Genomic DNA, 12312 nt, shown 5'->3' with positions numbered 1-12312 from the left:
ATCTTGTGTTACCAAGACTTCAACCTGCCCATGGGTAGATCACACGGTTTCGCGTCTACCCCCACTGACTTTAGCGCCCTATTCAGACTCGCTTTCGCTTCGGCTCCTAGCCTTAAACTATTAACCTTGCCAGTGAGGAGTAACTCGTAGGCTCATTATGCAAAAGGCACGCCGTCACATATAAATATGCTCCGACCGCTTGTAAGTGTATGGTTTCAGGTACTTTTTCACTCCCCTGTTCGGGGTACTTTTCACCTTTCCCTCACGGTACTGGTTCACTATCGGTCTCTTAGGAGTATTTAGCCTTACCAGATGGTCCTGGCAGATTCAGACAGGGTTTCACGTGCCCCGCCCTACTCAGGATACTGCTAGATCATATTTGCTTACGTGTACAGGACTTTCACCCTCTTTGGTGTAACTTTCCAGTTACTTCCACTTCACGCATAATCTCATATTGCAGTCCTACAACCCCAATTACGCCGAAACGTAATTGGTTTGGGCTAATCCGCGTTCGATCGCCACTACTAACGGAATCACTTTTGTTTTCTCTTCCTCCGGGTACTTAGATGTTTCAGTTCTCCGGGTTTGCCTCTGATATAATCAGATAACCAATAAATTGGCTGGGTTGCCCCATTCAGAAATCTTCGGATCATAGGTTGTTTGCACCTCCCCAAAGCTTATCGCAGCTTATCACGTCTTTCATCGCCTCTAAGAGCCAAGGCATCCACCATACACCCTTACTTACTTTCTATTACATTAACCTTTTCGTTAATCTAAAATATTACTGTTGTATTCTTTTTACAGATTACTTCTTCCAGAATGTCAAAGAACTTATATACACTAATTAGTTAATCAGTATAAATGTGTGGAGAATATCGGAGTCGAACCGATGACCTCCTGCGTGCAAGGCAGGCGCTCTAGCCAACTGAGCTAATCCCCCCAATAACCTGCGTTATCTTAAATGTAGTCCCGCCCAGACTTGAACTGGGGACCTCTACATTATCAGTGTAGCGCTCTAACCAGCTGAGCTACGGGACTATGCTATAAAAACATAACCACCTTAGTTTTTCAGCTTACGCTATCACCACGTTGGTCATGTGGGTATATAAGGTTTTTTTGATATGACAAGAAAAAACAACCTAATCTGTCGATTTTCTTAAACCGTTCTTGTCGGCTCCAGAAAGGAGGTGTTCCAGCCACACCTTCCGGTACGGCTACCTTGTTACGACTTAACCCCAGTCACTAGTTTTACCCTAGGCCGCTCCTCTCGGTAACAGACTTCAGGCACCCCCAGCTTCCATGGTTTGACGGGCGGTGTGTACAAGGCCCGGGAACGTATTCACCGCGCCATGGCTGATGCGCGATTACTAGCGAATCCAGCTTCACGGAGTCGAGTTGCAGACTCCGATCCGAACTGAGACCAGTTTTAGAGATTAGCATCCTGTCGCCAGGTAGCTGCCCTTTGTACTGACCATTGTAACACGTGTGTAGCCCTGGACATAAGGGCCGTGCTGATTTGACGTCATCCCCACCTTCCTCTCACCTTACGGTGGCAGTCTCTCTAGAGTCCTCAGCTTAACCTGTTAGCAACTAAAGATAAGGGTTGCGCTCGTTATGGGACTTAACCCGACACCTCACGGCACGAGCTGACGACAACCATGCAGCACCTTGTACGTCGTCCGAAGAAAGGTCTATCTCTAGACCGGTCGCCGTACATTTAAGCCCAGGTAAGGTTCCTCGCGTATCATCGAATTAAACCACATGTTCCTCCGCTTGTGCGGGCCCCCGTCAATTCCTTTGAGTTTCAATCTTGCGATCGTACTCCCCAGGTGGATTACTTAAAACTTTCGCTTAGCCACTGACTGTGTATCGCCAACAGCGAGTAATCATCGTTTACGGCGTGGACTACCAGGGTATCTAATCCTGTTCGCTCCCCACGCTTTCGTACATCAGCGTCAGTTATACCTTAGTAAGCTGCCTTCGCAATCGGTGTTCTGAGTAATATCTAAGCATTTCACCGCTACACTACTCATTCCGCCTACCTCAAGTATACTCAAGTAATACAGTTTCAATGGCAGTTCTACAGTTGAGCTGCAGGATTTCACCACTGACTTATATTACCGCCTACGTACCCTTTAAACCCAATAAATCCGGATAACGCTTACACCCTCCGTATTACCGCGGCTGCTGGCACGGAGTTAGCCGGTGTTTATTCATATGCTACCTTCAGCTACTTTCACGAAAGTAGGTTTATTTGCATATAAAAGAAGTTTACAACCCATAGGGCAGTCATCCTTCACGCGGGATGGCTGGTTCAGACTTGCGTCCATTGACCAATATTCCTCACTGCTGCCTCCCGTAGGAGTCTGGTCCGTGTCTCAGTACCAGTGTGGGGGATCATCCTCTCAGAACCCCTAGACATCGTTGCCTTGGTAAGCCGTTACCTTACCAACTAGCTAATGTCACGCATGTTCATCTTGTACCGCCGGAGCTTTAATTATCGAGCCAGGCGACTCAATAATACTATGAGGTATTAATCCAAATTTCTCTGGGCTATCCCTCTGTACAAGGCAGATTACATACGCGTTACTCACCCGTGCGCCGGTCGTCGTCTGGTAGCAAGCTACCTCCGTTACCCCTCGACTTGCATGTGTTAGGCCTCCCGCTAGCGTTCATCCTGAGCCAGGATCAAACTCTTCGTTGTATAAAAAGTTAATTAATTTAGCTCAACAAAAACTCAAAAATCTATTGATTGACGGTTGCTTTTTGTACTTGTCATTATCAAAAAAATATCTTCAAAGAACTTATCTCTTATTCATCCATCGTCGCCGTTGCTCCGATGTTTTTGCGGTTGCAAAGATAAATCATTTTATCTTTAAACTCCAAATGTTTTTTCATTTATTTTTCGTCTCCGAAAAACTAAAAAACAATGTTCGCTTTTTTAGAACGTGAGTGCAAAGATAACACTTTACATTTTTAAGATCCAAATAAAAATTGATTTATTTTTTTCACTTAAAATCACACTCTCAATTATTTCAAAATCTAAAACCTTGTCAATCTTCTGCTCTTCTATCAGCTTCTTATGTCCTCTCTTTCTCATCTCGCTAGAATCAATGGAGTCACACAGCGGAAGGGATAATATTCAGAATCTCTCAATGTTGTCTTAGAACGAAGTGCTTTTGTTGTTAAAAGCGATGCAAAGAAACATCTTTTTAATCCATAATTCCAAATAAAAAACAATGTTTTTTTTGTAAAAAAAACAAAAAAAACTCTCTACACTCTGATAATAAACAGTATGTATCAGAATAAATCTATGTAGTTTCATTATTAAAAACATTACTTAAATACAAAACTATGACAAAATGCTATCTAACAATTTTTCTTTTATTATTGTTTATAACCGTACATACAATAACAAAAGGACAAAACAAGATAATGAAAGAAGACAATCCGTCAGACACAGAAATTAATCTCCAGAAGACAAGTACAAGTTATAATCTTGGTATTTCATTACTAATACCTGAATCAACAATCAGCGGATTAGTCTTCAAAAATGGAGTAATTTGTCAAACAAGTGTAACAAATGGACGTTTATATATCGAGGGAAGTGCTACTTATACAAAGTATGATATTGATATAACACTCGATCATCAAAGTTTAGATATAATCACAGATGATGGGAATCGGTTTTCTGAGGATAATGCCACAAAAAGATTCTACGGAATAGATATAGGAGCAGGTTGGATAATTCCTTTAAGAAAACACAGGTTTATTCTATTAGGAAAACTGGGCTATTCTGGAATGAATCTAGAATTTAAAGGGGATAAATACAAATTTAGCAGAAACTTAAATTTGACGCCAGCAGCGAACTTTAATTTCTGTATTTTTGATAATAGTGGCAATGCGGAAACAATAAAAAGAACATACCTCACCTTAGAAGTTGGGTATCGATATTCCATAGCAGAATTTCATGAGGACATTAAAAATGACATGGCCTATCTCGCTGTTGGACTTGGTATTGGATTATAAATACATATAGTATTACGACATATATTAAAACCTTGTTATCAAAACAAATTTCTATTGAAGGATTCAAATTACAGAATTCATTACAAGAGCTCTAAAATGTCGACAATTTTAAAGTATTTCTGAGAAGTCACACAAACATATTAAAAGAACATAAAAAATCCCTATTTAAACGTCAACAATTGGCGTTTAATAGGGATTTTATTTATCTATAATACTCTATTATGGTAACAATTGTAACTACCAAGCAAACTTAGGGAAAGAAGACATCATTTTATTAACACGTTCTTTCACTGAAGCAATTACTTCATCATTGTCGATATTAGAAATCACTTCATCAATAAGGTCAACAATTGGTGCCATATGTTCTTCTTTTAATCCTCGGGTTGTGATTGCAGGAGTTCCTACACGCAGTCCAGAAGTAGAGAATGGTGACCTTGAATCAAAAGGCACCATATTTTTATTGATTGTTATATCCGCCTTAACTAATATGTTTTCCACCTTCTTTCCAGTGATTTCAGGGAACTTTGTACGAAGGTCAATAAGCATCAAGTGGTTATCAGTACCATCAGAGATCACCTTATACCCTTTACGAACAAAAGCTTCAGCCATTACATTCGCATTTTTCTTCACCTGCTCTTGGTACTCTTTGTACTCAGGTTTAAGAGCCTCACCAAATGCCACTGCTTTGGCCGCAATAATATGCTCAAGAGGTCCACCTTGTACACCAGGAAAAACAGAAGTATTTAACATTGCAGACATCATCTTTTCTACTCCTTTAGGCGTTTTAACCCCCCAAGGATTAACAAAGTCCTCTCCCAGTAGAATAATACCACCACGAGGGCCTCGAAGTGTTTTATGTGTTGTAGAGGTAACGATATGAGCATAAGGAACAGGGTTAGAAAGAACTCCAGCAGCAATTAAACCAGCAGTATGAGCCATATCCACCATAAAGATAGCTCCCACCTTATCTGCAATTTCTCTCATACGAGCATAATCCCACTCTCTAGAATATGCAGAAGCACCACCAATAATTAGTTTTGGTTTCTCTGTCAAAGCAATTGCTTCCATCTTATCATAGTCGATCATTCCAGTAGACTCCTCAACTGTATAAGCAACAGGATTGTATAGCATCCCAGAGCTATTAACGGGAGATCCATGAGAAAGGTGTCCACCATGGGCCAAATCAAGTCCCATAAATTTATCCCCTGGCTTTAAACATGTCAATAGAACCGCCATATTAGCTTGGGCACCAGAGTGAGGTTGCACATTAGCATACGTAGCACCATAAAGTTCACATAGGCGATCAATTGCCAACTGTTCAACTTGATCTACTACCTGACAACCGCCATAATAACGATGACCAGGATATCCCTCCGCATACTTGTTAGTCAAACAAGATCCTGCAGCAGACATCACCTGATCCGAAACAAAGTTTTCAGAAGCAATAAGCTCTATACCTTCTAATTGTCTTTGGTTTTCTTGCTCGATAAGATCGAACACTTGCTTATCTATTACCATGATAATAAATTCAAAAAGGTTAAAAAATAAAAATGAACTCTTGGTTTTGGTAATTCTAATAGGTTTTACTCTTCGGAGAAGTGTACAAGTACACTACGATAAGCACTAAAGATAGTTGCTTTAGAGATAAAACCAATATATTTTCGATTCTCCACAACCGGTAAGTTCCACGCCCCCGAAGATTTAAATTTTTTCATAACTTTTTCCATACTTTCGTCAGGGTGCACCATTTCTGGTGGCATTACCATCAAATCCGTGACAGAAGTTTTATGATACATCTCCTTATTGAACATGATACTACGGATATTATCTAGAAGAACGACTCCTCTAAAATTATTATCCTTATCGATTACAGGGAAAATATTTCTTTTACTTTTAGAGATGACCTTCACCAAGTCACCAAGACAAGCCTCTTCATCAATAGTGACAAGATCGGTTTCGATCACCTTTCTTAATTTCATTAAAGTTAGAACTGTCTTATCTTTATTGTGTGTTAAAAGCTCCCCTCTTTCTGCCAAATGGCAGTGGTAAAGAGAGTGTTTCTCGAAAGCCAAAATTGTCAAATAAGCACATGCCGAAGAGATCAATAAAGGAACAAATAGCGTATACCCTCCAGTTATTTCAGCGATAAGAAATACCGCGGTCATCGGAGCAAACATTACACCAGACATAACTCCAGCCATTCCATACAGGGCATAATTTTCAGTAGCTAACTCTGGGCTTCCTTGATTCACTATCGACGAAAATATAAAACCAGCAAAACACCCCATAAAGAGCGTTGGTGCAAAGATACCACCAACACCACCAGCACCTGTAGTAATTGCTGTAGCAAACACCTTAAAAGCCAATATGGCAATAAAAACGATAATAAGTAATGTTTGATTATTCTTGAGAGAGTAGAAAACAGAATTATTTAACACATCCGTATAATTTCCATTCAATATTTGATTGATAGAGACATACCCCTCACCCCATAACGAAGGGAATAGAAAAATCAATATTCCTAATCCAACACCACCAATAAGGATTCTGTTTAAGAACCTATCCTGTTTCTTAAAATAACCCTCAACCCATTTCATCACACGAGTAAAGTAGACTGAAATTAACCCACATATGATTCCTAAGATAATGACCCAATGAAGATTATTCACATCAAAAGATTGATTTAAGCTGAATCTAAAGTGGTATCCATCCCCCATCAAAAAATAAGAAGTAGTTGTTGCAGTCACGGCAGAGATCAATAGGGGTAGCAATGATGACATAGTCAAGTCAATCATTAGTACCTCTATCGTAAAAAGTAATCCTGCCAAAGGAGCATTAAAGATTCCAGCAATAGCAGCAGATGAACCACATCCAGCAAGTAGGGTAATTGCACGATAATTTAAACGAAATGTTTGAGCTAGGTTTGAGCCAATAGCAGCACCAGTAAGTGCCACAGGAGCCTCAGCACCGACAGAGCCACCAAAACCAATGGTTATGGTACTAGTAAGCATCGAAGAGTACATGTTGTGTTTAGATATCTTACTATTCTTTTTAGAAAAAGCATAAAGAATCTTTGAAACACCATGCCCCAGATCTTCTTTGATCACATAACGTATTAGAAGTACTGTTATCAATATCCCAATCATTGGATATGCCAAATATTGATAACTCACATCATCCACACTAAAATTACCAGTTAGATGATGAATTGTAAAGTGAATTAGATTTTTCAATACGATAGCTGCAAGTCCACTTAAAGCTCCAACTACCAAACTAAGAAGAAGAATAAATTTTCTTTCGGAGATGCGTTCCATTCTCCATTTCTCAATCTTCTTTAATATTGCATTCATTTTTTCCATAACACCGCAAAATTACTATTTCGCTTTGTATAATTTCACTATACATAGATATTTTTTCCTTAGTGTTAGGAATTTATGATAAATTTTACGTTTAGATCAGAATATGATTTTATTCAAAATAATAAAGAATATAAACGATTTGTATAAACTCTGCTACTAGAATCATATAGTTCTTACTTGTTTCAAATTAAAGAGATATACAACAGACATTTTCACTAAGAACTAAACATATTTGTGATACTGTGTTTTCTCTATTTCCATTCGCTTCTTATACTTATGAGGGAGTTCAATTTTCATATTCATAGACTCCTGTGTAAATGGATGTTTAAAAAAGAGAAAATATGCACAAAGAAATAGTCCTTTCCCCTTCAATATATTTCCTTGCGTACCATAAAGAGTGTCCCCTAGTATAGGAGTACCCTTTTGAGCCATATGTATCCTAAGCTGGTGGGTGCGACCAGTAATAGGCGACAATTGAACTAAGGTGAGTCTTTTAGATCTAAGAGAAGGAACTGAATCAATCTTTTCGAATAGAGTACGGGCATTAGTATTATTAATAGGGCTACAACAAACACCATTGTCTTGAATGTCCCCCATGATAATAGCATAATACTTTTTGGTAATCTCTTTTGACTCTAACATCTGTCCTAGCATAATTCGACACTTCTTGGTTTTAGCAATTATAACTAATCCAGAAGTAGCCTTATCAAGACGATGGACTGCTCTAAAGTTTACATATGCATCTGGGGCATTGCTATATTGGAGTTTACCCTGAACAGCATTTTCAAGTGTATCAAAACGATTTCCACTAGTCGTTAAACCAGCAGGTTTGTTCACCACAGCCAACCAATTATCTTCATAAACAATATCGAGATCCGTACTATAAGGTTTGAGTGTAGCCTCAGCAGGGTGATACAAAGCTATATTCATCCCTTCTTTGACCCATAGTCCAGAAGAAGCAGTTTCACCATCTACAAAAATATGCCCATTTTTTATAGCTTTTTTTACACTTTTGCCTGACGGTAGCTCAACAAAAATTCCAATTAAATAGTTATATAATCGTATTCCCTCATCAATTTGAGGAATCACATGACATGAAACTAATTCTAATTTTTTTTGCATTTATCCAACGATTAAGATGACGAGGTAAAAGTAGCAAATAAAGAGAGAATAAAATGATCAATATAAAATGATAGGTAATAAAAGGTCACCATTTGCACATCAGTATAACGATATAAAACGTCGCATACTAGATACAGATAGGCAAGAGAAGAATCGTTCTATATCACAGTATATCTCCAATGTAAACTCATACTTCTATTTAATAGGGACAGATCTTGCATTAGAATCGTTGCAAGATTTAGAGCTACATCTCGATTTTGGTTCTTGGTATATAGAGAGATCAGAAGACACACCCAATATTTTAAGAATAATTCATTTACTTGAACATATTCCAGTCTTATTACATTTCTATATACCAGAGAATAATACAGACACAGTTCTCAAACCAGATGAGAAATATATATCCAAGATTCATCGTTTGCACCAAATTCTTTTAAAATTCTCCATACGTATACTTAAGGTAAAAAAAGATGATACATTAAAAGTACCTCTATCACTTCTCGCATTTGAAATTATTCAGGATATTCAAATTGAATATCTTGCAGAAGGACTAGAACCTCTCTTTATTCCATTGATAAATGAATTAGAAGACCGATACATCACCACCCTGATTATTATTATGGATCACTACTATATCGGACTGGAGAAGAAGATACCACAAGAGATAAAACTTCTTTTAGAACATAAATTAGAAAACACAAATGAAGGGATACTAGCAATTGACATATTAGTCATGTTTCAAAATATAGGTATTAATACACAAGAGGAGTCCCTTAGCCTAATGAATCAATGGCAGAAAGCAAAAGATGAAAGGGAGCATTTCAAGTGGGATCATCATGATTTTGATGATGGTTACGATGACATCCCCGGTTACAATATCGAGAGTGAGACCTATGACTTATATGCATATCTAGAAAGTTTCAAAAATAAACATTTTGTAATTGAAGTTCTATTAGCACATCTATTTTTTCATAACGGTATAGATAAGGAACTACTGATAGAACTTTGCAATCAACATAATCTATCATTAATATCTATTCTGAATCAACGATTTACAGATATGTCTTGTTTCAATCACGTAGAGTCGGTATTAGAATCAAGTGACATTGAGAATAAAAAAGAAATTATTTTAAATTATTTATACATAGACAAAACTATTGGTAAGGCTTTGATGAACGCAAAAAAATAATTTCGGTGGAAAGCACCTCATTGATTGAAATAAAATGAACATAAATTGAAATTATTTTGGAAAACAGAATTATTAACATACATTAGCCGCATGTTAATATACAAGGTTATTCCCCATCTCTATTAGATTATTTGTGAGGAATTACTTATCACCAAAATAGATAATTAAGATATTCAAAATACCCAAGAAGAGCTTGCACAAACGTTAATAAGCACTTCTCAACAACAGGAAAAGCCGAATACGCAGAGTGCGTATCCGGCTTTGTTTTTTTTACATATTAGAATGATCTTAGGAGATCAAACGACTTTAAAAACAACCGTATCTTCATTTCCATTTTTATCTTGGACAACCAATCTATGGGTCCCAACAGAAGGAGAACAAGATATCTTATGCACAATAGATGTAGTTCCTATACTCTGACCATCAAGAAACCAATAAAGTTGGGTATCATCTAGAGTAGTTGTAGCCTGGAACACAACCTCCGTTGCGACACCCATAAAATCTCTGGGAGTAGTTACCACAAGTCCTTGAGAGGGATACAAAATTCCAACAGTCGCCTGCTCATTCCATTTACCCGAAGGGAATCGAGGTGGCAAAGAGTGATATTCAGGATGATTTTGTTTGTAATAGTAGGCAATCTTAGGAGGAAGAATAAACCAACACTTCTTTACCATCTTAGTAATGGGATAGTTCGTATTATTCACTCTATATTTTTGCATTTTATCAAGCATTATTTCTTTATGATAAGGACATGGCTCCGTTTTCAGCACCTCTTCCCCCACAAGTAATGTATCTATATTATTACAATATTTGGAAGCACTATAACCACTCTCATGGCAAACAGCAAGAGGAAATAGTTCACTATCTGGTTTTGAAAACCAAGGTGTCTTAGGTAAAAAATGAAAGATATCAAACAAAATTGGGGCAGCCATCGTAACACCAGTACAGGCTGGACGTCCTTGACCATCTGCGTTACCAACCCACACTCCAATTGCATATTCAGGATTTACCCCTATAGCCCAAGCATCTTTAAATCCATAGCTTGTTCCCGTTTTCCAAGCCAAAGGCGAAGAAGAATCTAAATATTTCCAACCAACCTCATTAATGGGTCTATTTACAGTTTGAAGAGATTGAAAAGTATTCCAAATAGCGGCTTTTGATAAAGGAGAGTCATGCTTCTTATATGAGATATTGGAAGAGATCGAGGGAGCAAATATAGCATTTTTTTCTCCATAACTGAGTGCTCTTGACATAGAAGCATAGGCACCAACCATTTGCCAAAGACTAGACTCTCCTCCTCCTAAAATTAAGGAAAGACCATAGTAATCAGCCCTTTTATCAAAAGAAGACAAGCCCATACTGTGAAGAATATGAAGAAATCTCGCAGCAGAGTATTGTCTTAGCATAAAGACAGATGGAACATTCAAAGATTCACTTAAAGCTAAAGATGCTGATACTGCACCACGAAACTTTCTATCAAAGTTCTTCGGAGCAAATCCATTTAGAAAAACAGGGTAATCAGGGATAATTGTATTAGGAGTAATATAACCCGCATCTTGCATGGCTGCATAAAGGAATGGTTTTAGTAGACTTCCAGTACTTCGATCTGCCTGAACCATATCCACGGCCCCTTGATTTGGATCTTTCCAATCGGAATTCCCTATATAAGAAATTACATTTCCTGTTTTTACAGATAAAACCAAAACTCCTACATTATGAATCTGATTGGCCTTATATTTAATTGAATAGTTCGCTAAACGACTCAAAATCTGATCTTGTAATCGTGGATCTAATGCTGTATGGATTGATTTTCCAGGATCAATTCTCCTCAACCACTCCATAGCATGAATAAAATCTTTAGGAAAAGGCATCACATGTTGGGGAAGTTTTTCTAGTATTGAAAGCTCATAAGTTTGTTTATCAATGACTTTTTTCAAATAGAGCTTCTTCAAAAGAAAATCTCTTTTCTTTCTTAAAACCTTATTATTATGCCCAGGATAAATCAATGCAGGTGCATTTGGAAGTACAGCCAAAGTAGCCGACTCTGCCCATGTCAACTTAGAGGATGCACAACTAAAATATCTCCATGATGCTGCTTCTATTCCTACTATATTTCCTCCGAAAGGAGCATTATTGGCATAGAGAGACAAGATCTCCTCTTTTGAACATTGCACTTCTAATTTGAGTGTAGCAAAGCCTTCTTTAATTTTAGCCCACCATGTTCTGTCTTGGTTATTCAATGCCAATCTAGAGATCTGCATAGACAAAGTGCTAGCACCACTAACAATATGTCCTCTTTTAATGTTCAGGTAAATAGCTCGTGCAACAGCTTTGATATCAATCCCCCAATGATTGTAGAAATTTTCATCCTCATAAGTTATTAAGGCTTTCTTAAACTTATTCCCAACACTTTTCTCCGGAGGGAAACGCCATTGTTGATCACTAGCTAATGTAGCACCAATAAGGTAATCATTCTTAGAAAACAATACTGTGGATCTAGGATTGTTAAATGAAACAGAAGGGATTACCATCCAAAATATAGAAAGAATGAATAATGCTGAGCAAAACCATATACCATATTTATATCCTCTAAATACGTTCTGTTTCATCTTA

Annotated in this window: 6 protein-coding genes, 2 tRNA genes and 2 rRNA genes (1 of these 10 running past the window's edge); 2 read left to right on the top strand and 8 right to left on the bottom strand. The window is 37.7% G+C overall.

Going from position 1 to position 12312, the window contains the following annotated elements:
• The 4 genes from K4L44_12620 to K4L44_12605 form a co-directional block, all read right to left on the bottom strand.
• A 23S ribosomal RNA gene (locus K4L44_12620) occupies window positions 1–751 on the bottom strand; it reaches 2129 nt to the left of the window's first position.
• 115 nt (window positions 752–866) lie between these two features.
• Window positions 867–940 (bottom strand) — tRNA-Ala (locus K4L44_12615).
• 24 nt (window positions 941–964) lie between these two features.
• Window positions 965–1038: transfer RNA gene (locus K4L44_12610), tRNA-Ile, on the bottom strand.
• Between the two features lie 142 nt (window positions 1039–1180).
• Window positions 1181–2704 (bottom strand): 16S ribosomal RNA (locus K4L44_12605).
• Together the 16S and 23S rRNA genes with 2 tRNA genes alongside form the textbook arrangement of a ribosomal RNA operon.
• Before the next feature lie 731 nt (window positions 2705–3435).
• Between K4L44_12605 and K4L44_12600 the strand changes: the two genes are divergently transcribed.
• Window positions 3436–4029 carry a hypothetical protein gene (locus tag K4L44_12600; protein QZE13420.1) on the top strand — a complete coding sequence of 198 codons (594 nt, stop codon included), beginning with the start codon at window positions 3436–3438 and terminating at the stop codon, window positions 4027–4029.
• 237 nt (window positions 4030–4266) lie between these two features.
• Here the strand turns inward: K4L44_12600 and K4L44_12595 are convergent, their stop codons facing one another.
• From K4L44_12595 to K4L44_12585, 3 genes are all read right to left on the bottom strand, one after another.
• The gene (locus K4L44_12595) at window positions 4267–5547 is read right to left on the bottom strand and encodes a serine hydroxymethyltransferase (protein QZE13419.1); all 1281 of its coding nucleotides are present in this window, start codon (window positions 5545–5547) and stop codon (window positions 4267–4269) included.
• Between the two features lie 65 nt (window positions 5548–5612).
• The gene (locus K4L44_12590) at window positions 5613–7388 is read right to left on the bottom strand and encodes a chloride channel protein (protein QZE13418.1); all 1776 of its coding nucleotides are present in this window, start codon (window positions 7386–7388) and stop codon (window positions 5613–5615) included.
• Window positions 7389–7610: 222 nt separating this feature from the next.
• On the bottom strand, window positions 7611–8510 hold the full coding sequence (locus K4L44_12585; protein ID QZE13417.1) for an RluA family pseudouridine synthase: 900 nt from the start codon (window positions 8508–8510) through the stop codon (window positions 7611–7613).
• A gap of 67 nt (window positions 8511–8577) precedes the next feature.
• Between K4L44_12585 and K4L44_12580 the strand changes: the two genes are divergently transcribed.
• Window positions 8578–9699, top strand: coding sequence for a hypothetical protein (locus K4L44_12580; GenBank protein ID QZE13416.1), 1122 nt, complete (start codon window positions 8578–8580; stop codon window positions 9697–9699).
• Window positions 9700–9995: 296 nt separating this feature from the next.
• Here K4L44_12580 and pbpC read toward each other — a convergent pair whose 3' ends face one another.
• The gene (pbpC, locus tag K4L44_12575) at window positions 9996–12308 is read right to left on the bottom strand and encodes a penicillin-binding protein 1C (protein QZE13415.1); all 2313 of its coding nucleotides are present in this window, start codon (window positions 12306–12308) and stop codon (window positions 9996–9998) included.
• Window positions 12309–12312 lie beyond the last annotated feature (4 nt).

Source organism: Prolixibacteraceae bacterium (genome assembly GCA_019720755.1).
GTDB classification, from domain to species: domain Bacteria; phylum Bacteroidota; class Bacteroidia; order Bacteroidales; family Prolixibacteraceae; genus Halosquirtibacter; species Halosquirtibacter laminarini.
This window is presented reverse-complemented; position numbering and strand designations above follow the sequence as displayed.